Origin of the sequence: Leisingera sp. SS27 (assembly GCF_028368855.1) — a bacterium.
Taxonomy (GTDB): domain Bacteria; phylum Pseudomonadota; class Alphaproteobacteria; order Rhodobacterales; family Rhodobacteraceae; genus Leisingera.
This window is the reverse complement of record NZ_JAQNCY010000001.1, coordinates 257,818-279,437: the sequence shown is the minus strand read 5'-3', so window position 1 is coordinate 279,437 and position 21,620 is coordinate 257,818. Positions and strand designations below refer to the sequence as shown.

The following is a 21,620-nucleotide window of genomic DNA, read 5'->3' as shown; positions in this document are numbered from 1 at the left end:
ATTCTCAGGTTTAATACTAGAAACTTCCGAAACGTGATGGAATCTAGCGGTCATTTTGCCCATAATGAGGGGCAATTGGCCAAAATGGGGTGGGGCATGGACAAAACGGATGAGCGGCTGGTGTCAGCCTTGCGGCACAATGCGCGGGCTTCGTTGTCTGATCTGGCGCTGGAGCTGAACCTGTCGCGGACCACCGTGCGTGCGCGGATTGAGCGGTTGCAGGCGCGGGGGGATATCCTGGGGTTTACCGTAGTGCTGAAGGAGGATGTACTGCGCGATCCGGTGCGCGGGCTGATGATGATCGGGATCGAGGGCCGGGGCACCAGCCGCATCACTCGGCAGTTGCAGGGGCTGCCTGAAGTGCGGGCTATTCATACCACCAACGGGCGCTGGGACCTGATTGTCGAACTCGGCACTGAGACGCTGGAAACACTGGATGCCGCTCTGGCCAAAATCCGGACGTTCGAGGGCGTCGTGAGCAGCGAAACAAACCTGCTGCTGGCTACCAAAAAAGACACCTGAGGCAGGTCAGGTTTTTCAATGCGGCCAGTGCGTTGGAGGCCGCATTGAAGCTTTCAGAAAAGTTAATTCTGTTTGCGGATGTGGTTGGCGGCGGAAATCCACAGCAGTGCAAGGCCAAAGGACGCGATGGCGTTCCAGCTGGCCATGGAGAGCGACAGCATCTCCCACGGAACCTCATCACAGCGCACCAGCGGCGCGGCCATGATCTGGTCCATCAGCTGGTCAGGGGACAGCCCGCCAATGGGTCCGGATGTGCATGTGCTGGGGCCTTCCCACCAGCCGCGCTCGACCCCGGTGTGATAGGCGCCGACTCCTGAAGTGGCCAGCGCGGCCAGCGCGCCCAAATAAGGCAGTACCGCTCCCGGGATAATCAGCGCAAGAACGCCGATGCCCGCGGCTGCTGCGTGCGGGTAGCGTTGCCAGTAGCACAGCTTGCAGGGGGCCATTTCGCCAATGTACTGAAAGCCAAGGGCGCCAAGAAGCAGCGCAGCTGAACCGCCAGCTGCAAGAACGATCAGAAGCCTGTGCATTATCAGATGAACCTCACCATCAGGAAGCCGCCGAACAGGATCACCACGAAGGCAGTGAAAACCAGGCCCAAGCGGCGTTCAATGAAATCACGGACCGGGGCGCCAAACTGCCACAGAAGGCCTGCAACGATGAAAAAACGCAATGCCCGTGCGAGGATAGAGGTGGCAATGAACGTTCCAAGCGGCATCCCGGTCCATCCCGACATGATGGTAATCACCTTGTAGGGGAATGGTGTGATGCCTGCGCCCAGAACAGCCCAGAAACCGAAATCGTTGAAACGGGTGTTGAACTCTGCCATGGCATTGCCCTTGCCCATGGCCTCCAGAACCGGCTGGCCGATGCCTTCATAAAAGAAGGCGCCAATGGCATAACCCAGAACGCCTCCGGCCACGGACGCAATCAGCGCCACCAGTGCGATCAGCCAGGCCCGCGAGGGGCGGGCCAGGATCATCGGGATCATCAGAACATCCGGCGGGATCGGAAAAACCGAGCTTTCAACAAAGGCGACCGCCGCCAGGCACCACAGCGCCTTGGGGTGATCCGCCAAGGCCATTGTCCGGTCATATAATGGTTTCAGCATGCTGGGTCCTGCGTCCTCACCGGCGTTTTCCTAGGGAGGTGGCACGCGCGCGGCGTTCCGTCAAGCTGGGCGGAGGCTGATTTTGCAACCCGGTGTATTTTCAGCGGCCGCCTGCCGTTTTGCCTCTGGACCTTGGCCGATTGCTTGGCTAGGAACAGGGCGTGGCCCAAGTGGCGGAATGGTAGACGCAGGGGATTCAAAATCCCCCGCCTTTGCGGGCGTGCCGGTTCGAGTCCGGCCTTGGGTACCAACAAAAACAAAGGCCTGCGGCGTTCTCTTGCTGCAGGCCTTTGTTTTTCGAAATCCGCTTCCCCAGGAAGACGACCCCTGCATTCCGGCTCAAGCTGTGTGCCGGTCATCTGCTTTGTTCAGCTGGTGACGTACAGCGTTGCGCTATGACCAGGTGTTCTCCAGTACCCGAATCCGGTTTTCATGGCAGAGCTTTGCCATCAGGCCTTCGCCGAAACCGCGTGCCTTCATTGCATCGCGCAGCACCGGCAGCCCGGATACATCCCTGATTGCCGCGGGCACAGTTGCGCCGTCGAAATCAGAGCCAAGTCCGACTCTGTCCTCACCAAGTTCGCCAATCAGGTAGTCGAGGTGTTCAATCATTCGGGCAACTGGCGTGTCTGCGTCCATACGCCCGTCGTCCCGCAGGAAGGCAACGGCGAAGTTCAACCCGACCATGCCCTCGCTATCGCGGATCGCATGCAGTTGCCGGTCTGTCAGGTTGCGGCTGTGCGGACACAGCGCGTGAGCATTAGAATGGGTGGCGACCAGAGGTTTGCTGCTATGGCTGGCAACATCCCAAAAACCCGCTTCGTTCAAATGAGAAAGGTCAGTCATGATATTTAAATCATTGCATTTTTTGACAAGGCGGATGCCTTCTGCCGTCAGGCCGGGACCGGTATCCGGACTGGAGGGGAAGCGGAATGGCACGCCGTGCCCGTAGAGTGTGGGCCGGCTCCAAACCGGACCAAGCGAACGCAAGCCCGCGGAGTGCAGAACCTCGAGCGTATGAAAATCGGGGTCGATTGCCTCGGCGCCTTCTATATGCATGACGGCTGCCATGATGCCCTCTTGCATCGCTCCGCGGATGTCGGCAGCCGTGCGGCAAATACTGACCGCACCTTGTTGCTCAAGACGCTTCAGAATGGCGGCCTGAGCAAAAGCGATTTGAGCTGACCGCGGCCAGCCCAGGGCCGGTGGCAAGGGCAGATCATAGCTCTCGGCCATCATTTCTTCCATGAAGCATGCATCGGTTTCATCAGGAACAAAGATCGCAAACAGGCCGCCTGCAAAGCCGCCTTTTTGAGCTTTGAGTAAATCGATGTGGTGGCCGCCAGAGCCAAGGAAGCCATCCTCATCAATTGAAACATTGCCGGTCTGGATCTGCAGCAGCAGGTCATTGTGCCCATCGAAAATCAGCGGGTGTTCCATTCCGGCTCCGTTTTGCGTTTTTGCAAGATTACCGGCTGTCCTTCAAGCCGTAATCCGAGAAGGCAGTCACAACTTCCGCCATCTCCTCCTCACTCAGAATGTGCGGCTTTCCGATGGTTAGGCTTGTCGTATAACTCTGTGCCAAAGTTTCTAATTCCACCATTCGCCAGAGAGCTCGGGGAAGGTTGTCACCAGTTGTAACCGCGCCATGGTTGGCCATGAGGCACGCACTGCGGTTTTGCAAGGCGCGCAAAATGTTGTTGGAAAGTTTCTGGCTTCCGAACAAGGCGTAATCCGCCACAGGCACGTCGCTGCCGCCAAAAGCCGCAACCATGTAGTGGCACGCCGGGATCGCCTGGCGGTTCATTGCAAGCGCGCTGCAAAAAACGGGATGGGCATGGACCACAGCGTTTACGCCGGGCTTGGCCTGAAGGATCGCCAGATGAAAAGGCCATTCGGTTGAGGGTTTCCGCTGACCCGTCTGAGAGCCGCTGCGGTCCAGCGGCATCAGGACGAGATCTTCGGGCATCATAGTCTCGTATGGAACCCCCGACGGGGTGATCAGCATGTGATCTCCTGCGCGAACAGAGATATTGCCGGAAGTGCCCTGATTGATCCTGGCAGCATTCATTTCGAGGCAGGCGTCTATCACCGCCTGCCTGAGTGCGGTGCAGTCCCGATACGGTGGTTTCATTGGACAGCCTCAGGCATCAGGCGGATTTGGCTGCGGCCATTTCGGGGAACAAGCCTGCCAAACCGTCCTCGGACGCCTTGCAAATTCCCCGTTCGGTGATCAGCCCGGTAACCAGCCGGTTTGGTGTCACGTCAAAGGCCGGGTTGCCGCCCGGTGTTCCGTCAGGTGTCACTTGGACAACGCCGATTGCGCCTTCATCGGTCTTGCCCTGAACATGAGTAATCTCTTGCTGGCTGCGTTCCTCGATAGGGATTTCGGCAACGCCGTCGGTGACAGTCCAGTCGATTGTCGGAGAGGGCAGGGCGACGTAGAAGGGCACCCCGTTGTCATGGGCGGCCAATGCCTTCAGATAGGTGCCGATCTTGTTGCAGACATCGCCGCGTCGGGTGGTGCGATCAGTGCCGGTGATGACCAGATCAACCAGGCCATGCTGCATCAGGTGGCCGCCGGCGTTGTCGGTAATATAGCTGTGGCTGATCCCGTGGCTGCCAAGTTCCCACGCGGTCAGCGCGCCTTGATTGCGCGGACGGGTTTCATCGACCCAGACGTGAATTGGTATTCCGGCCTCATGGGCGTGATACATCGGGCTGGTGGCAGTGCCCCAGTCCACGGTTGCCAGCCAGCCGGCGTTGCAATGGGTCAGCAGCCGGACCGGCCCACCTGCAGGTTTGTTTGCGGCGATCTGCCGTATCAGTTCCAGACCATGCGCGCCAATGCTGCGGTTGATTTCGACGTCCTCATCCGAAACCTCATGTGCCAGAGCCAACGCAGCCGCGGCCCTCTCTGTTTCAGCCAGCGGCCGCAGGTGCGCGCGGCAGCGGTCCAAAGCCCAGCGCAGATTGATTGCAGTCGGACGGGTTGCGTTTAGAAAGCTCCAGGCCTGATCCATGGCGGCATCGGACGGATCCAGCCGCATCGCGAGCGCCATGCCATAGGCAGCAGTCGCCCCGATCAATGGAGCACCGCGCACCCGCATTTCAACAATGGCATCAGCAAAACCCTGCAGCGTGTCGACCTGCTGAACGCGGAACTCGTGCGGCAGCCAGCGCTGGTCGATGATCTGCAATACGTCCCGTTCGTGGTCCCACCACAGTGAACGGTAGTGCGTCCCGTCAACTTTCATTCTGCTGTCTCCCTTGGTGTGCTGCTGTATGTGCATGCGGCCGAAGGCATTCTGTCATGCGTGTCCTGTGCAGTGCTGCCTGTGCTGCTACACAACCACCAGTACTAAAAGATTTCAACGGCCTGCACACTCAAAGTGTCACAAGGAGCTGGCTGAGAAAGTGTCGCAAGCCTGAACTTCGCCTGTTTGAAATCCGCGGGCAAACCACTCTTGCCGCTGTGCGCTGGTGCCATGGGAAAACGTGTGCGGCTGGGGCACACGGCCGGCATTCCGCTGCAATGTGTCGTCGCCGATCTTCTTTGCGGCGTTCATGGCCTCTTCGACGTCGCCGGGGTCAAGCGTGCCGAGCGCGTCCTTCGCGTAGCGCGCCCAGATCCCCGAGAAGCAGTCTGCCTGCAATTCCGTCCGGACAGAAATTGCATTGGATTCCACTTTACTTACGCGGGCCCTGAGACGCTGGGTCTCACCTAGGATGCCAAGCTCGTTTTGAACATGGTGAGCAACTTCATGGGCGACGACATAGGCGGCTGCGAAGTCGCCCCGCGCGCCCAGCCGCTGGCTGAGTGTGGTGAAGAAGGACGTGTCGAGATAGACCTTTTCATCCAGCGGGCAATAAAATGGGCCGGTTGCGCCGTTTGCGCCGCCGCAAGGAGACTGGGTCACTCCCTTGTAAAGGACAAGAACGGCCGGGCTGTACCGCCGTCCGAGCTGCTGTTCGAAAATGGAAGCCCAGACAACCTCTGTATCCGCGAGCGCGACGCTGACAAACTGTGCAGCCTCTTGGTCGGCTGCAGTGACTGGAGCATTAGCACTGGATTGCGGTGCGGTTCCTTGAAGAAGCGGTGTCAGGTCTACGCCCAAGAAGGCCCCGGCAACAACGATGAGCAACAGACCGGCGCCGCCGATCCCCGCGCCTTTGCCAGACATCCGGCGGCCCCGCCGGTCTTCGATATTCCGGCTTTGCCGCCGCCCTCTCCACCGCATGTCATGCTCCTTGCTTTCAAGCCAGGCACCCTTGCCGGAACAAGGTAACTGCCGAGCCACAGTAATCAAATGCTGCCTGCAAGGATTGGTTCCGTTCAGCTTTTCTGAAACACCTGCAATTGGGCGGCAGTTTTCTGTCTCCACCGCTTGTGCTGAGCGTCCGTCAGCGACGGAAGTCTCTTAAAGATGCGTGTGCTGCTTGCAGATGAATGCCGAGAAAGTATTCAATAGGGGAATGATTTGGAAACGGGGCGGCTGTCCGGTTTGGCATTTGTGCGAAATTTCTGATTGATTGAGAGGCTCAAGAATGACTTGTTTCTGGAACAGGGGCCTGACCGGGCTGGCAATAGTTACGGCGTTTGGCTTGACTGCTGCGGGTGCAGTCCAGGCACAGCAGCAGAGCGCTGCTCCTAAAGTGTCGGTTTCCGAGGCGGTGATCAAACCGATTAAGGATACGGCGACATTCATCGGCCGGGGTGAGGCAATTGACAAGGCCGACATTATGGCCCGGGTCAACGGGTACCTGGAGGAAGTGCTGGTTAAGGATGGCGCCGAAGTCAAAAAAGGCGACATTCTGTTCCGCATCGAGCGCAGCGCCTATGAGGCTGTGCTGGAGAGTCGGCGCGCTGAACTTGCGCAAGCCGAAGCAAATTTGGAACTGGCTTCCTTGGACCTGGTCCGGAAACAGGAACTGTTCGAGCGCGGATCGGTTCCGGAGGCGGACCGTGATACCGCGCGCGCAAATGAACTGGTGGCTGAGGCGCAAGTGCGTGCGGCAGCAGCCGCAATTCAGCAAGCGGAGCTGGATCTGAGCTATACCGAAGTCCATGCCCCTTTCTCTGGACGGATCGGGCGCGTAGAGGTCAGTTCCGGTGATGTGGTCAGCCCCAGCGGATCTCCGCTGGTGAATATCGTGCGCGAAGCCCCTGTTTATGTGGCTTTTTCGCTGAACGAAAAGCAGTTTGTCGAAATCCTGCAGGAACTTGAAGCCGAGGGAATTGACCGCGGCAATACCGAAGCCGCTCCAGAGGTGTTCGTGGTGCTGCCTAATGGAGCGGAACTGGAGGAGAAAGGACGGATCGCCTTTGCCGGCAACCGGGTTGATCCGACAACAGGCGCTGTCACCGTGCGGGCGGAATTCAAGAATGATGAGCGGCTGATCTTGGACGGCGCATTTTTGACTGTCGGCCTCCAGTCGCAAGAGGCTGTAGACCGGATCGTCATCAGCCAAGCGGCGATCCAGCGGGATCAACAGGGGCCGTTTGTTCTGGTGGTCGATGACCAGAACCAGGTCCAGCAGCGCTATATCGTCACCGGGGAGGTTCAGGGCACCGGGATCATCGTTCTTGACGGGCTCGCAAAAGGTGAAACCGTTGTGGTCGAAGGCCTGCAGAAAATCCGCCCAGGCGTCGAGGTGGATCCGGTCATGGCCGCCCAGGCAGGAGAGTAACCGATGTTCTCTTCCACATTCATTTCAAGGCCGAAATTCGCAATCGTCATCTCCCTGGTGCTGACGGTCATGGGAGTGATCGGCTATTTCGCACTGCCGGTTGCACAGTTTCCTGAAATCACGCCGCCGGTGGTGAATGTCACCGCAACATACCCGGGTGCCAACGCCGAAACTGTTGAGAAGAGTGTCGCTGCGCCAATTGAGGCGCAGGTCAACGGCGTCGACGGCATGCTCTATATGTCTTCCACCTCAGCTGACAACGGCAGCTATTCGCTGTCGGTGACCTTTGAGGTTGGAACTGATCCTGACATCGCTTCAGTCAACGTGCAGAACCGGGTGGCACAGGCCACGGCGTCTCTGCCAGCTGAGGTCAACGCCAATGGTGTTGTAACCCAAAAAAGTTCCTCCAACATGCTGCTGGTAACGGCGCTGACGTCGCCGAACGGGTCTTATGACAGCGTGTTCCTGTCAAATTATGCTGCGATCAACATCAAAGATGCGCTGGCGCGTGTCGACGGCGTTGGCAAGGCGGATATCCTGACCAATTTTGAGTACGCCATGCGGGTGTGGCTGGATCCGAATAAGATGGCAGGCCTGGGTATTTCACCGGGTGATGTGATCAGCGCCGTGCAGGAGCAGAACATTGAGGTTTCGGCAGGGCAGGTGGGTGCGCCGCCAGTTCCGGGTGATCAGGTGTTCCAGTACACCATCAAGTCCAAGGGCAGGCTGACAGAAGTCAGCGAGTTCGAAAATATTGTCATCCGTACCGGCGACGGAGGCAGCAGCGTGCGTCTTCGGGACATCGCCAAGGTGGAACTGGGCGCTTCAAGCTACAGTTCTTCCGGTTTCTTTGACGGCGTGCCTGCAACCATTCTGGCGGTCTATCAGGCGCCTGGCGCCAATGCGCTTGCGGTGTCGGAGAATGTGCTGGCGGAAATGGAGCGCCTGTCCGCGGATTTCCCCGAGGATGTTTCCTATGCGGTGCCGTTCAACACCACGGATTTCGTTGAACAATCGCTGAACGATGTTGTCACTACCCTGATGATGACCTTTGTGCTGGTGATTTCGGTTGTGTTCATCTTCCTCGGGTCTTTCCGCGCAACAATCATTCCGGCAGTTGCCATCCCGGTATCCCTGATCGGCACTTTTGCTTTCCTCCTCGTGCTCGGCATGTCGCTTAACACCATCTCGCTGTTTGCGCTGGTTCTGGCGATCGGGATCGTGGTGGATGACGCCATCGTGGTGGTGGAGAACGTCGAACGCATCATAGCCGAAGAGGGGCTGTCACCGCCTGATGCGACCCGCAAGGCGATGGGTCAGATCACTGGCCCGGTGATCGCAACCACATTGGTGCTGCTGGCAGTATTTGTGCCGGTCACTTTCATGCCGGGGATCACTGGCAAGCTTTATTCGCAATTCGCGGTGACGATCTCTGTTGCGGTGGTGATTTCCTCGGTGAACGCGCTGACGCTTTCACCCGCGCTCTGCGCGATCGTTCTCAAAGCCCGTTCCGGCCCGCCAAAGGGGCTGCTGGCGGTGTTTGAGAACATGATCGGCGGGGTGCGCAGCGGCTACCTCAGTATTGTGACGCGCCTGCTGCGGCTGCCGGTAATAGGGCTTGCGATAATCGCCGTCGTGGCTTTTGGAACCGGCACGGTTTTCAATTCCACATCCAAGGGCTTTCTGCCGGCCGAGGACAATGGTTACCTGTTTGTCGATGTTCAGCTGCCTGACGCGGCAGCGCTGGGGAGGACCGAAACAGTGACCCGACGGATCGACGAGCAAATCCGTCAGATCCCGGGCGTGCAGGGCACCGTTCTGGTCAACGGCTTCAGCCTTTTGAACGGTGCCAGCGCCAACGGTGCGATGATCATTGCAACCTTGGCGCCTTGGGGGGAGCGGCAAGACGAGGCGCTGCAGCCGAATGCGATCCTCGGCCAGATATATGGGATTGCCAACGGTGAGGCCGCAGCCAGTATCGTGGCCTTTAACCCGCCGCCGATCTCGGGTCTTGGTATGTCAGCCGGTGTTGAGATGGCAGTGCAACAAACCGCCGGCGGCACACCACAGGATCTGGCGCAGTCGGTCGGCTCGCTGGTCTATTCCGCCAATCAGAGGCCTGAGATTGCCCAGTCCTACACAACCTTCCGGGCCAATGTGCCGCAGGTGTTTGTCGATCTGGACCGGGAAAAGGCCAAGACGCTGAATGTACCGATTGCCGAGGTGTTCCAGACCATGCAGACCCATCTGGGGTCCTACTATGTCAACGACTTCAACCTTTTCGGCCGCGTCTACAAGGTGATGCTGCAGGCAGAGGGGTCTTACCGCGACAAGATCGAGGATATCGGCGGCCTGTACGTGCGTGCTCAGTCCGGCGAAATGGTGCCCCTGTCGACCCTGATTGACGTAGAGAATGTTCTGGGGCCGGTATTGCTGAAACGGCACAACATTTTCCGCTCGGCGACCGTGACCGCTGTCCCCGGACCAGGATTGTCCACCGGCGACGCGATTCGGGTGATGCAGGAGGAAGCCGCGACAGCACTGCCGCCGGGGTATGCGTTTGAGTGGACCGGCACAGCGCAGCAGCAGCTGGATTCAGCCGGATTGGTCACCGTGATCCTGGCCATGGCGGTGCTGTTTGGCTACCTGTTTCTGGTCGGTCAGTACGAAAGCTGGACGATGCCGGTTGCCATTCTTCTTTCGGTCATCGTGGCGCTGTTCGGGGCTGTTGCTGCCGTGGCGGTCGCTGGCAATGACATCAATCTCTACACGCAGATCGGGATGATCATGCTGATCGGCTTGGCGTCAAAGAACGCCATCCTGATAGTAGAGTTCGCGATGGAGCAGCGGGCGGCCGGGCTCAGCATCCGCGAAGCTGCGCAGGAAGCAGCCAAGCAGCGCTTCCGGGCGGTGATGATGACGGCATTGTCCTTCCTGCTGGGGGTGGTGCCGCTGCTGATCGCGTCAGGTGCAGGCGCTGCCAGCCAGAAAGCCATCGGCATCGCTGTCTTCGGCGGTATGCTTGCAGCGACCGTTGTCGGCGTTATCGTCGTGCCGGTGCTCTATGCATTGATGCAAGGCATGCGCGAACGGATCAAGGGCAAGCCGCAGATCAATCCGGCTGAATAAAATATGCGCCCCCGGCAGCCTTTGCGTTGCCGGGGAACTGTTCCTTCCTTGAGCGGGTCGCAAAGCCTGAGGCGCTGGAGGCTCAGGCCGCCTGACGCGCTCTCAGTCCGCGTTCATGTGCTTCGGCCAGGATCAATTCCCACTTTCGGGGGGTGCACCTGAATTCAGGCTCCACGTCGCATGTCAGCGGGGCGCTGATTTCCCGCGGAAGCCGGCGGGCCTGAGCGGAGACACACCGCTCCAAAGCCCAAAAGTCCGTCAGGGACGGATTGCTGAAAATTACTTGGCTCAGCAGCATCGCTGCAGGCTCCCTGTCAATTGCTGGTAACGGCCACGGCGTTTTTTAAACCGTGGCTCAATTTTTTTATGGGCTGTGTAATAGCTGTGTTGCGGCGGTTTGTCACCGGCTGATTTTTCAGTATGTGCAAAACCGCCGGAATTCACGTGTTACCCGGTGCAAGTCTTCGGGTTCGAGGTGAGGCAGTCAAGAATCGTGCGCAACTGATCTTTCCCTGCAAGAAAAAACTTTGCGCGCAGACCGTGCGGAAGTGTTGTGCGTTTGCGGGGAAAAATCTCTAACTTACGTCAATAAGAGGAAAAATGGGCCTAAAGAGGGTGCGTCAATAAATAGCAGTCTTGACTTGAGAGGGTGGCAGTGAAACCCTTCTGCGCGTGCAAAATAAACCGCACACAGCTTGCTTGTCGGACCGGAACTGACGTCTGCGGGTCAACTGCAGACAGGTAATTCAGGCGGACGCAGACAAGCTGAAATTCATAAGACAAGTGGGAGAGACTTGATCATGAAACACACCAAGCTGGCTATCGGTGCATTGGTGGCGGCGTCCATTTCGGCGCCCGCAGCATTTGCTCAGGAATATATCACCATCGGCACCGGCGGCGTGACCGGCGTGTATTACCCGACCGGCGGCGCCATCTGCCGTCTGGTGAACAAGGGCCGCAAGGAGCACGGCTTCAAATGCGCCGTCGAATCCACCGGCGGTTCGGTCTACAACATCAACACCATCCGTGAAGGCGAATTACAGTTCGGTGTTGCCCAGTCTGACTGGCAGTACCACGCCTACAACGGCTCTTCCAAGTTTGAGGAAGCGGGCGCCTTCGAAGGCCTGCGCGCCGTGTTCTCGGTTCACCCGGAACCTTTCACCGTTGTGGCCCGCGCAGATGCCGGCATCTCCACCTTTGACGACCTCAAAGGCAAGCGCGTGAACATCGGCAACCCGGGTTCCGGCCAGCGCGGCACCATGGAAGTTCTGATGGAAGCCAAGGGCTGGGGTATGGAAGATTTCGCCCTGGCAACCGAGCTGAAGGCGGCGGAACAGTCCGCGGCGCTCTGCGACAACCAGATCGACGCAATGATCTACACCGTCGGCCACCCGTCCGGCTCTATCCAGGAAGCCACCACGGCTTGTGACTCGGTTCTGGTGACCGTTGACGGTGAAGCGGTTGAGAAGCTGGTTGGCGACAACTCTTTCTACCGCACGGCAACCATTCCAGGCGGCATGTACCGCGGGTCTGACAACGACACCAGCACCTTTGGCGTGGGCGCGACCTTCGTGACCTCCGCTGACGTGTCTGAGGATGCAGTCTATGCAGTGGTCAGCTCAGTCTTTGAAAATTTCGAAGCCTTCCAGAAGCTGCACCCGGCCTTTGCCAACCTGAAGCCGGAAGAGATGATTGCAGACGGGCTGTCGGCGCCGCTGCATCCTGGCGCTGCCAAATACTACAAAGAAAAAGGCTGGATCGAGTAATCCGCCAGACAGCAGGAACGGGGCGCATCAAGCGCCCCGTTTTCGCCTGAGGCCCAAGGCCCGGGCTTGACTATACCGGCCCCGGGAAACGGCGGCCGCAGGGGAGATTATCCATGACATCCGATGCTCAGGGAAATCGGCCGCTCAGTGAAGAAGAGCTTCAGGAACTTGTCGCGTCCTCAGACGCCGGCGCCCGCAACCCGGTGGGAAGCGTGGGACTGTTTCTGGCGATTGTCGCCGTCATCTGGTCCGTGTTCCAAGTCATCCTGGCCTCGCCGCTGGCCAATCAGCTGCTGCCTGGCAGCGTGATCAACAATTCCCGCCAAATTCATTTGGCTTTTGCCATTTTCCTGGCCTACGCAGCATATCCCGCATTCAAGTCCAGCCCGCGGAATTACATTCCTGTACAGGATTGGATGTTCGCGCTGGCCGGTACTGCAATCGCCATGTATGGCTACATCTTCTACCAAAAAATCGTTGATTCCGGCGGACTTGCCGACGACATGGACAAATGGTTTGCGCTGGCAGGCCTGCTCCTGCTGTTCGAGGCCGCACGCCGCGCGCTTGGCCCGGCGATGGCGATCATTGCGACGATCTTCCTGGCCTATGTCTTCTTCGGCTCCTCCGAATGGGTGCCCGAGGTTATCCGCTGGAAAGGTGCCAGCCTGAAGAAGGCGATGAGCCACATGTGGATCACCTCCGAGGGCGTGTTTGGCATTGCCCTGGGTGTCTCCACCAAATTCGTCTTCCTCTTCGTGCTGTTTGGCGCGCTGCTGGATAAGGCGGGGGCCGGCAATTACTTCATCAAGATGGCCTTTGGCGCGCTTGGCCACCTGCGCGGCGGCCCGGCCAAGGCGGCTGTTGTCGGCTCTGCTGCGACAGGCCTGATTTCCGGCTCCTCCATCGCCAACGTGGTCACCACCGGCACTTTCACCATCCCGCTGATGAAGCGGGTTGGCTTCACCTCTGAGCAGGCTGGCTCGGTCGAGGTCGCGTCCTCCGTGAACGGCCAGATCATGCCGCCGGTGATGGGTGCTGCGGCCTTCCTCATGGTGGAATACGTGGGCATCTCCTATGTCGAGGTGATCACCCATGCCTTTCTGCCGGCTGCGATTTCCTACATCGCGCTGGTCTATATCGTGCACCTTGAGGCCGTGAAGCGGAACATGCCGACGCTGGGCAACCGCGTGGTGTCCATGGGCCGCACTATTGGCGGCATGGCTTTGTTCTTCGCGGGCTTTGCGGCGCTCTGCTATGGCGTTCAGTACCCGGTGAAGTGGATTGTCGCAGCGATGCCCGGTGCCTCCGGCCTGACCCTGTCGGCGCTGGTCGTGGTTGCCTACATCGCGCTGCTGTGGCTGGCTTCGGGTGTTGATGACCTGGTGCCGGATGACCCCAACGCCAAAGAGGTCGAACTGCCGGTTGTTGCTGAGATCTACAAGGCAGGCCTGCATTACCTGCTGCCGATCATCGTGCTGGTCTACTTCCTGATGATTGAACAGAAGTCGCCCGGCCTGTCGGCATTCTGGGCCACAGCATTGCTGTTTGTGATACTGCTGACCCAGAAACCGCTCAAGGCCATTTTCCGCGGTCAGAGCGACATGGCAAACGCCTTCGTGGAAGGTGTGCATGACCTGTGGAACGGCCTGATCGACGGCGCCCGCAATATGATCGGTATCGCGCTGGCCACAGCAACGGCTGGCGTGATCGTCGGCACCGTGACCCTGACCGGAGTCGGACAGGTGATGGCTGATCTGGTCGAGTTCGTCTCCGGCGGCAACCTGATCCTGATGCTGGTGATGGTTGGCCTTCTGTCGCTGGTGCTGGGCATGGGCCTGCCAACCACCGCCAACTACATCGTCGTCAGCTCGCTGATGGCGGGTGTGGTCGTGGAACTGGGTGCCCAGTCCGGTCTCATCGTGCCACTGATTGCTGTGCACCTGTTTGTGTTCTACTTCGGGATCATGGCTGACGTGACACCTCCTGTGGGGCTTGCCAGCTTTGCCGCCGCGGCGGTGTCTGGCGGGGATGCGATCCGCACAGGTTTCACCGCCTTCTTCTACAGCTTGCGGACTGTGGCACTGCCTTTTGTGTTTATCTTCAACACCGACCTGCTGCTAATCGATGTAAACTGGATACAGGGGATACTTGTGGCCATATCAGCCACCATTGCGATTCTTGTCTTTACCGCGGGCACCATGGGCTACTTCGTCAGCCGCAACCGGATCTATGAGAGCATCCTGCTGATCTTTGCAGCCTTTGCGCTGTTCCGGCCGGATTTCTTCATGGACCGGGTGATGCCGCCGTTTACCCAGGTTCCGCCGGCCCAGCTGGCGCAGGCTCTGGGTGAGGCAGAACCGGGAGCTGAGCTTCGGATCACTGTTGAAGGTCCCGATTTCGACACTTCTGAGATCAAGAGCACCACGATGATCATGACCGCCGATGGCTCGGACGGGCAGGCGGCCTTGGATGCCTATGGTCTGCTGCTGCTGGAAGAGGATGGTGCGGTCAAGCTGGAAGAGCCGATGTTCGGCACGCCTGCAGCCCCCAACCTGGAAAGCTTCGATTTCTATGCCGACGCGCCGGTGCAGATCGTCACCATCCAGGCCCCCGCCAGCCAGCTTCCGAAGGAACTGATGTTCCTGCCGGCACTTCTGCTGGTGGCGCTGGTTGCCCTTATGCAGCGCGGCCGCGCGCGTGAAGAAGAAGGAGTAACAGCATGAGAAAACCTGTTCTTTGCGCCTTGGAACTGAACGACCCGGATCTGGACGAAAAAGTTCTGGTTCAGGCTGCCCGGCTGGCCGATCTGGATGGCGCGCAGCTGGATGTTGTCAACGTGCTGCCAGACTTTGGTGAAAGCTGGGTCTCGGGCTTTTTTGAGGAGCACCACCACGAGAAGGCTGTCAAAGACACCACTCAACGGCTGACCGGCCTGTGCGAAAGCGTTCTTGGCAAGGAGCGCAATGCCAGGGTCCGCCATCTGGTGGCGACCGGGACGGCCTATCAGGAAATCCTGAAGGTTGCGGAAACCGCAGGCAGCGGGCTGATCGTGATCGGCGCGCATAAGCGGGACCTGAAGGATTACCTGCTGGGGCCAAACGCGGCCCGGGTGATCCGCCACTCGGACTGTTCGGTCTTTGTGGTCCGCTAAGTTAAACAAGGGCGCCTGCGGGCGCCCTTATTCGTAGCCGGTCATCTCAAGGTAGCCTTTGCCGCTGTGGCTTCCTGTGACCGTGACCGGGCCTTCCCAATAAGAGAACGAGGTGCCCATCCAGCTTTGCGGATTCAGCGCCAGAACTTCGACGGAAACACCCTTGTCTGGCACAGAGGCATGCCAGTGCGTGGGCATCTCGCGGCCTTGAACATCTCTGATACCAAGCGGCTGCGCTTGAAAAGCGCCTGGTTCCAGCGGTTCGGCGGTGCCGTCAGCGGATATCCAGGTGCCGGAGGTGAAATCGCCGCGTGCACCGCGCAGGACAAACCCCATCAGCTTTTCGCCGCTGTCGAAGCTGAGCGAAAACCAGTCCCAGCCGCTTTGATCCTCTGCCAGCGGCTGGCTTGACCATTCGCGGTCCAGCCAGCCATGGCCGGTGACATCCACCGGCCCGTCAGGCAGCGACAGTGTTCCGGAAACCATATAGTGAGGCTGAGAATAATAATGGCTCGCCTGGCCACTGGCAGACTTGACGGAGTAGCCGGCATTGCCTTGCAGAACCAGCGGGCCGTCCGCCATTAGATTCAGGTCGTAGGAGAACTCCATTCCGGAGGCGGAAAGAGAAATATTTTCAATCGTCTCATCGGCGGAACGCATTTGCCAGTTGTCGATCCATGCGGAAAAGGGATGCGTTTGCACACCAGCCTGTCCTACACCGCCGCGCGCGATACGTTCAGCAAACAGGTGCTTGTCTTTTGTGGTGACGGCGGCATGAGCCATCCAGATTTGCGGACTTTGCCAGCCTGCTGCTTCTCCGGGGGCCAGAGCAGAGCGGAACAGTGTCCATTGAATGCCATAATCTGCGCCATCCGCGCCTTCAAGGTTGGCCGTCAAGTACCACCATTCAATACGGAAATCAGGGTGAGGGCCGTGGTCCGCAGGGAAGGTCGGCCCGGTATCGGGTTTTGGGATAGCAAACCCCTCCGCGTCCGTTCCCAGCCCGGCATAGCCTTGCGGCTGCACGGCAGTTGCCCAGATGAGGCCCGAGGCAACTAGAAAGATCTTAGCGTTCATTGGCAAATACCTTGAGCAGATCTGCCGGGTCAATCCGGCTCAGCCTCCACGCTGGAAGGGCTGCAGCAGTAACCGCAGCGAGAAGTGCCAGCACAAACAGCCGCAGCCAATCTAGCGGAAACAGATACATGGGCAGCTTCCAGCCAAAGGCTGCCACATTTATCACCGAAAGCAGAACCCAAGCCAGAACCAGCCCCAGTGGCAGCGCAAGAACCGCTGTGCCAGCCGCAAGCAGAAGGCTGCGCAGAACCTCAGCGGCGGCCAGCTGGCGGCGGGTCACGCCCATGGCCCATACCGGCGCTAGCTGAGGCAGGCGCTGGCTCCACAGCGTGAGCAGGCTGGTCAGCAGCGCAAACCCCGCGACACCCAGCGTCAGCAGGTTCAAAGCCGCGGTAATGACAAAAGTTCTGTCGAAAACTTCCAGTGAACGCGCCTTGACTGTGGCTTGGTCTGTGATGTTTTCCCTTGGGATGTCAAACCTCTGTCTGATTAAGGTGATCAAGGTGGAAACCTCTTGCGGAGCTGCGCGCAGGCCGAAACTCCGGTTGGGCAGGCCAGGCACGTGTTTTTGCAGCGCTTGCAGCGCAACCATGGCTTGGCCGTTCGGATTGCCGTAATCCGAGTAAACCCCGGCAATTGGCAGGCGCCATCCAGGTTCAAGTTCCAGGATTTTGCCGGGTACCAGCCCGTGCCGGCGTGCAAGCTGCTCGTTTATCAGCACAGAGTCACCTCTCGCGGTTTTGTCCCAGACATCCGGCAAGGCGTCCAACAGGGGCCAGTTGGACCTGTAGGCTGAGTCATCTTCAAATCCGTAAACCCGCAGCGGTGCGCTCTTGAACCGGGTGTCATGATAACTGCGGGATAGTGCCGTGACGCCCTGCGTCTCCAGCCATTGCGCCAGTTCAGCACCCTGAGCATCGCTTGCAGCAGTGACATAGACTTCCGCGAACAGGCGCTGATCCAACCAGCCGGTAAAGGTCAGGCGGAAACTGGACACCATTGTGCCAACGCCAACATTCGCAGCCAAAGCGAGCAGCAGTGCCATTAATGCCAGGGACATGCCAGGGAGCTGAGCGCGGGTGTCAGCCCACAGCCATTCAGTCAACGCGCCCTTTGCCATCTTCGCTCCGAGCGATAGGCCCGCCGAAATCAGCAGCGGCAGCAAAAGCGCAGCGCCCAGCATGAGTGCGCCAAGGAATGCAAAGCCTGCAATAAGATTCTGATAAATCGATATAATTACTAAACCAGCAATTATGGTTGCAACGCCGGAGAAAGCGCTGACCACATGCGAACGGCTGGCTTGCTGGCCGCGGGCGCGGGTTGCCGGAGCAGCCAGAATCGGCATCCGCCAAAGCGCAAAGAGCGACCGCGCACCGGCCAGAAACGCGCCGCCCAGCGTCATCGCAAGCCCTGAAAACACCCAGCCCGGGCGCAGTGACAAACTGCCATCCACGGACGCGCCATAAAGCCCGGCCAAGGTCGCATTGACGCCGGGCAGCAATGCCGCCGCCAACAGGTAGCCGCACACAAGCCCGGCAATACCCGCTACCAGGGCAATGGCGGCGAGTTCGGCGATAAACAGACCGGTCAGCAGCCGCATAGGCACACCAAGACTGCGCAGGGTCCGGATCATCCCGCGCCGCTGTTCCAAGCTCAGCGCGATGGTGCCCTGAACGATGAACAGGCCGACAGCAAAGGACAGCAGGCCAAAAGCGGTAAGGTTCAGATGAAAACTGTCCGTCAGCCGTGCCGTATCCGAGGCCGCTGCGCGGGCAGGGATGAAGGTCAGTTCCGGCGCAAGTTCGGCAAGCGGGTCCAGTCCAGGCGGCTGTTCAGGCAGAACCAGCAGGTAACTCAAACTGTCTGGCTGCCGGAGCAAATGGCTGGCGAGGCTGAGATCCGCCATTCCAAGTCCCCGCGGCAACGCCTCCAAAGGGGTTACTGGATGCACTTGCTGCGCTTTGAAAAAAAGCGCGGCTGTTTCCGGGTGCGCAAAAATCCGCCCTGGCGGCCGCAGTGCCTCCAGTGGTGCTGCGGAGTCGGCTTCTGCGGCTTTGGCAAGGTCCGGTGCGTTCGGATGCTGGAGCAGGTCAACACCCATGATATCAAAGCTTTGCCGGTCGAATCTGACAACTCCTTCCAGCACTGGAGCAAGCTTCCATCCCGAGCGCCGCAACTCGGCGTAGCGGGCAATTGGGATGGATCCGGACTCTGGAACAAGCCGGGCAAGTCCCGCCGTGCCAAGCTGTTCGGCTGCGCGGGAGTAACTCGCCCGCGCCTCGGCGTTGATTGCCTGGACGGCCGACCACAAACCGGCCGCGAGCGCCAGCCCGGCGATCAGGGTAGCCAGTTGCAGAGGGTGGCGCCGCCAATGGGACAGAATTGCTGGAAGCGCAGCGCTTATCATGCGGCCTTGCCGTGCCGCAAATGCAGGCGCTGGTCTAGCATCCGGGCAATTGCTTCTGAATGGGTAACCAGAAACAGTGCAGTGCCGCTTTCCCGGACAAGTTCCAGCATCAGTTCCATCACGGCTGCGCTGGCCGTTTCATCCAGGTTTCCGGTCGGCTCATCTGCCAGCAGCAATTTGGGCCGCACAGCAAGCGCGCGGGCAATTGCCACACGCTGCTGCTGTCCGCCGGAAAGCTGTTCGGGATAGCGGTCCAGAAGACCAGCAAGCCCTAGCCGCTCTGAAAGCCGCGTCACCCAGCCCTCATCCAATCTGCCGCCAAGACGCGCATGCAAGACGATGTTTTTGCTGACATCAAGTGAAGGTATCAGGTTAAATTGCTGGAAAACAAGCGAAACATCACGGCGGCGCAGCGCGGCGCGCTGAGTGTCACCCAGCTCGGAGAGACGCGTGCCGCCAATAGTGATTTCGCCGCTTTCAAAATGGTCCAGCGCACCGGCCAGATGCAGCAGGGTACTCTTGCCGGATCCGCTTTCTCCTGTCAGGGCCAGGCTGCGGCCGCGATCCAGATCCAGAGATACCCCGCGGAGCACGGCGGTTTCCTCCGTCTGGCCCGGAAAACGCTTGGTCACATTGCGGATTGTCAGAACCATTTGCGTCTGTCTCTGCGCCTCGGGCCTTTATCTGCTGCCAAATTACTCAATACGCTTGTGCCGGCTATGTCCAGACGCGAGACCGTGATGTAGGGTCACTGCGCCGTGGCGGAATGCTGCAATTGCGTCTTTCACACGGGATTTCTATGGTGCAGCCAAGGGTTGCCAAAGCAAGTTCAAACGGGAGGTTAGGCGTGACGCTGTGGAACCAGCTTCTGTGGGGGTCAATCTACCTCAGCGCCTGCCTGATCCTTGAAATCACGGTATTGGTCTGGTGCGCCTCGGTGCTGAACAGGATGTCCAAACGGTTTCCCAAACCCTACCGGCCCTGGCAGTTGGGGCTGATGCTGCTGGTTGCCATTTTTATCATTCTCGGCAGCCATACGGCCCAGGTTTGGATCTGGTCTTCGGCCTTTGTTATGGTCGGCGCGATCGAGGATTGGAACACGTCGGTGTATTTCTCGCTGGTGACCTATACCACGCTTGGCTATGGCGATGTGGTGCTGGGGCCTGCTCTTAGGATTTTTGCGGCCTTGGCTGCGGTAACGGGGCTGTTCGGGTTCGGGATCAGCACAGCGTTCCTTGTAAGTGCCATGGGGCGGCTGTTTTCCTTCAATGGACAACGTCCCGGCGCGGACGGCTAGAGCACTGGGGCGAACAGGCGCGCTGCAGGTGCCAGAAGCCTGATCCAGAGTTTCTGCTGGCTCAGACTTTCGGTCATTTCGTACGCACTCTGAAAGTCTTCTGCCAGCATGTTGGCAATTTCGGAGGCGGGGCCCGGATCAAAAAAAAGCGCCATGGTTTCGAAATTCAGCCGGAAGGAGCGGTTGTCGAGGTTTGCGGTCCCGATGCCGGCAATTGTGTCGTCGGCTACAAAGCACTTTTGGTGCATGAAGCCGCCCTGATAGCGCAGGATCCGAACCCCGGCGTCGCGCAACTCATCAAAAAATGCAAAGCTGGCGAGCCATGGCAGGTGGTGGTCAATAGTTTCTGGCAAAAGTACCCGGACATCAACACCCCGCAGGCCCGCATGCTTCAAGGCTGCAAAAACATCCTGATCAGGAACGAAGTATGGAGACGCCAGCCAGATCCTGGACTGCGCCGCAGTGATCGCGGAGAAATAGAGCATGGAGCCATTGCCGGTTGTGTCACCTGGCCCAGTCGAGACGATGAGGCCTGGCAGGTCCTGCGGTGACACTTCGGGCTTCCAGGCAAGAAGGTCCAGGATAGGTTCTTGGGTTCGCCAGTGCCAATCTTCTGCAAAGGACAACTGAAGCTGTTGGACCACGGGTCCGGTAAGCCGGACGTGCGTATCGCGCCAAGGTCCGAATTCCGGATCCAGCCCCATGTATTCCTCCCCGGCGTTGAGACCGCCGGTAAAGCCAATCCGCCCATCCACGATCACAGTTTTCCGGTGGTTTCGGAAATTGATCCGCAAACGGTGCCAGGGGCCGCGCTGGACCGCTGGATCAATCATGTTGACGCCGACGTTTTCCAGCGCTTGCTTGTAGTCGCGCGGCAGCTTTCGGCTGCCAATGCTGTCCGTCATGAGCCAGACAGTCACACCACGCTGTGCGGCGGCAATCAGCCGGTTCTGCAGTTGCATCCCGACGCCGTCGGCGTGCAGGATGTAATACTGCACCAGAATGTAATCCTGCGCGTTATCAATCGCTTCGAAGATGGAGGTGAAGGTTTCTGTGCCGTTGAGCAGCAGTCTCATGCCATTGCCCTGACAGACGTTCAGACCTGCAATCACCTCAAAGGGGGCTGTATTTACGGTCAGTTCAGAAACGTCTTGTGTCCGGGCAGTGGTAAAGTTGCGCTTGGCGATAACGGCCTGCTCCGCAGCCCGGCGGGTCGTCCAGTATCCTTTGAAGCGGTGGTGGCCGAAAATCATGTAGGCAGGCAGAGCCAGCACCGGAGCCGACAGAAGGAACACGACCCAGCCGATGGCCCCTTGCGGGGTGCGTGCAGTACGTGCTGCGCTTAGTGCTGCCACTCCGGCCGCCGTCCAGGTTGCGGCCAAGGCCGCCGTGCTTAGAACGATCCAGAACATAGATGGCTCCAAAATCTGCCTAAGTGTCAGACTAGTACTGATCCGGGTTCCCCGCCA

General features: G+C 59.1%; 17 protein-coding genes and 1 tRNA gene. 8 read left to right on the top strand and 10 right to left on the bottom strand.

Annotated elements, in window-relative coordinates:
- Nucleotides 1–96: 96 nt before the first annotated feature.
- Nucleotides 97–522 (top strand): Lrp/AsnC family transcriptional regulator, encoded by a 426-nt coding sequence (locus N6L27_RS01330; RefSeq protein ID WP_065267363.1) that lies wholly within the window; start codon nucleotides 97–99, stop codon nucleotides 520–522.
- A 62-nt stretch (nucleotides 523–584) separates the two neighbouring features.
- On the opposite strand, the gene N6L27_RS01325 is transcribed toward N6L27_RS01330, so the two are convergent.
- Together N6L27_RS01325 and N6L27_RS01320 are read right to left on the bottom strand one after the other, a co-directional pair.
- Nucleotides 585–1,052 carry a disulfide bond formation protein B gene (locus N6L27_RS01325; protein WP_271905268.1) on the bottom strand — a complete coding sequence of 156 codons (468 nt, stop codon included), beginning with the start codon at nucleotides 1,050–1,052 and terminating at the stop codon, nucleotides 585–587.
- A 2-nt stretch (nucleotides 1,053–1,054) separates the two neighbouring features.
- Nucleotides 1,055–1,633, bottom strand: a complete 579-nt coding sequence (locus N6L27_RS01320) for a YqaA family protein (protein ID WP_271905267.1) — start codon at nucleotides 1,631–1,633, stop codon at nucleotides 1,055–1,057.
- Between the two features lie 164 nt (nucleotides 1,634–1,797).
- On the opposite strand from N6L27_RS01320, the gene N6L27_RS01315 reads away from it, so the two are divergent.
- A tRNA-Leu gene (locus N6L27_RS01315) sits at nucleotides 1,798–1,883 on the top strand.
- A 143-nt stretch (nucleotides 1,884–2,026) separates the two neighbouring features.
- Here the strand turns inward: N6L27_RS01315 and N6L27_RS01310 are convergent.
- The 4 genes from N6L27_RS01310 to ypfJ all read right to left on the bottom strand — a co-directional run bounded on the left by N6L27_RS01310 (nucleotide 2,027) and on the right by ypfJ (nucleotide 5,874).
- Nucleotides 2,027–3,073 (bottom strand): dipeptidase, encoded by a 1,047-nt coding sequence (locus tag N6L27_RS01310; protein ID WP_271905265.1) that lies wholly within the window; start codon nucleotides 3,071–3,073, stop codon nucleotides 2,027–2,029.
- 28 nt (nucleotides 3,074–3,101) lie between these two features.
- Nucleotides 3,102–3,767: a class II aldolase/adducin family protein gene (locus N6L27_RS01305; protein ID WP_271905264.1), complete on the bottom strand. Its 666-nt coding sequence runs from the start codon at nucleotides 3,765–3,767 to the stop codon at nucleotides 3,102–3,104.
- A 16-nt stretch (nucleotides 3,768–3,783) separates the two neighbouring features.
- A complete protein-coding gene (gene mtnA / locus N6L27_RS01300) occupies nucleotides 3,784–4,890 on the bottom strand; it encodes an S-methyl-5-thioribose-1-phosphate isomerase (protein WP_271905263.1) in 1,107 nt (368 codons plus the stop codon).
- 138 nt (nucleotides 4,891–5,028) lie between these two features.
- Nucleotides 5,029–5,874 (bottom strand): KPN_02809 family neutral zinc metallopeptidase, encoded by an 846-nt coding sequence (gene ypfJ / locus N6L27_RS01295; RefSeq protein WP_271906231.1) that lies wholly within the window; start codon nucleotides 5,872–5,874, stop codon nucleotides 5,029–5,031.
- A gap of 307 nt (nucleotides 5,875–6,181) precedes the next feature.
- Between ypfJ and N6L27_RS01290 the strand changes: the two genes are divergently transcribed.
- The 5 genes from N6L27_RS01290 (at nucleotide 6,182) to N6L27_RS01270 (ending at nucleotide 15,370) form a co-directional block, all read left to right on the top strand.
- A complete protein-coding gene (locus tag N6L27_RS01290; RefSeq protein ID WP_271905262.1) occupies nucleotides 6,182–7,324 on the top strand; it encodes an efflux RND transporter periplasmic adaptor subunit in 1,143 nt (380 codons plus the stop codon).
- Between the two features lie 3 nt (nucleotides 7,325–7,327).
- Nucleotides 7,328–10,453, top strand: coding sequence for an efflux RND transporter permease subunit (locus N6L27_RS01285; protein ID WP_271905261.1), 3,126 nt, complete (start codon nucleotides 7,328–7,330; stop codon nucleotides 10,451–10,453).
- Nucleotides 10,454–11,253: 800 nt separating this feature from the next.
- Entirely contained in the window at nucleotides 11,254–12,219 is a 966-nt protein-coding gene (locus tag N6L27_RS01280; RefSeq protein WP_271905260.1) for a TAXI family TRAP transporter solute-binding subunit, read from the top strand.
- A 113-nt stretch (nucleotides 12,220–12,332) separates the two neighbouring features.
- Complete coding sequence (locus N6L27_RS01275; protein WP_271905259.1) at nucleotides 12,333–14,942, top strand: TRAP transporter permease; 2,610 nt, start codon at nucleotides 12,333–12,335, stop codon at nucleotides 14,940–14,942.
- Nucleotides 14,939–15,370, top strand: a complete 432-nt coding sequence (locus N6L27_RS01270) for a universal stress protein (RefSeq protein WP_271905257.1) — start codon at nucleotides 14,939–14,941, stop codon at nucleotides 15,368–15,370. Before N6L27_RS01275 ends, N6L27_RS01270 begins: the two co-directional genes overlap by 4 nt.
- A 27-nt stretch (nucleotides 15,371–15,397) precedes the next feature.
- Here the strand turns inward: N6L27_RS01270 and N6L27_RS01265 are convergent, their stop codons facing one another.
- From N6L27_RS01265 to N6L27_RS01255, 3 genes are read right to left on the bottom strand one after another with little or no spacing between them, the layout of a single operon-like run.
- Entirely contained in the window at nucleotides 15,398–16,447 is a 1,050-nt protein-coding gene (locus N6L27_RS01265; protein WP_271905256.1) for a lipocalin-like domain-containing protein, read from the bottom strand.
- Nucleotides 16,437–18,854, bottom strand: coding sequence for an ABC transporter permease (locus tag N6L27_RS01260; RefSeq protein ID WP_271905255.1), 2,418 nt, complete (start codon nucleotides 18,852–18,854; stop codon nucleotides 16,437–16,439). Before N6L27_RS01260 ends, N6L27_RS01265 begins: the two co-directional genes overlap by 11 nt.
- Nucleotides 18,851–19,507 carry an ABC transporter ATP-binding protein gene (locus tag N6L27_RS01255; protein WP_271905254.1) on the bottom strand — a complete coding sequence of 219 codons (657 nt, stop codon included), beginning with the start codon at nucleotides 19,505–19,507 and terminating at the stop codon, nucleotides 18,851–18,853. Before N6L27_RS01255 ends, N6L27_RS01260 begins: the two co-directional genes overlap by 4 nt.
- A 194-nt stretch (nucleotides 19,508–19,701) precedes the next feature.
- Between N6L27_RS01255 and N6L27_RS01250 the strand changes: the two genes are divergently transcribed.
- Entirely contained in the window at nucleotides 19,702–20,151 is a 450-nt protein-coding gene (locus N6L27_RS01250; RefSeq protein ID WP_271905253.1) for a potassium channel family protein, read from the top strand.
- Here the strand turns inward: N6L27_RS01250 and cls are convergent.
- Entirely contained in the window at nucleotides 20,148–21,563 is a 1,416-nt protein-coding gene (gene cls / locus N6L27_RS01245) for a cardiolipin synthase (protein WP_271905252.1), read from the bottom strand. The genes N6L27_RS01250 and cls overlap by 4 nt on opposite strands.
- Between the last annotated feature and the right edge of the window lie 57 nt (nucleotides 21,564–21,620).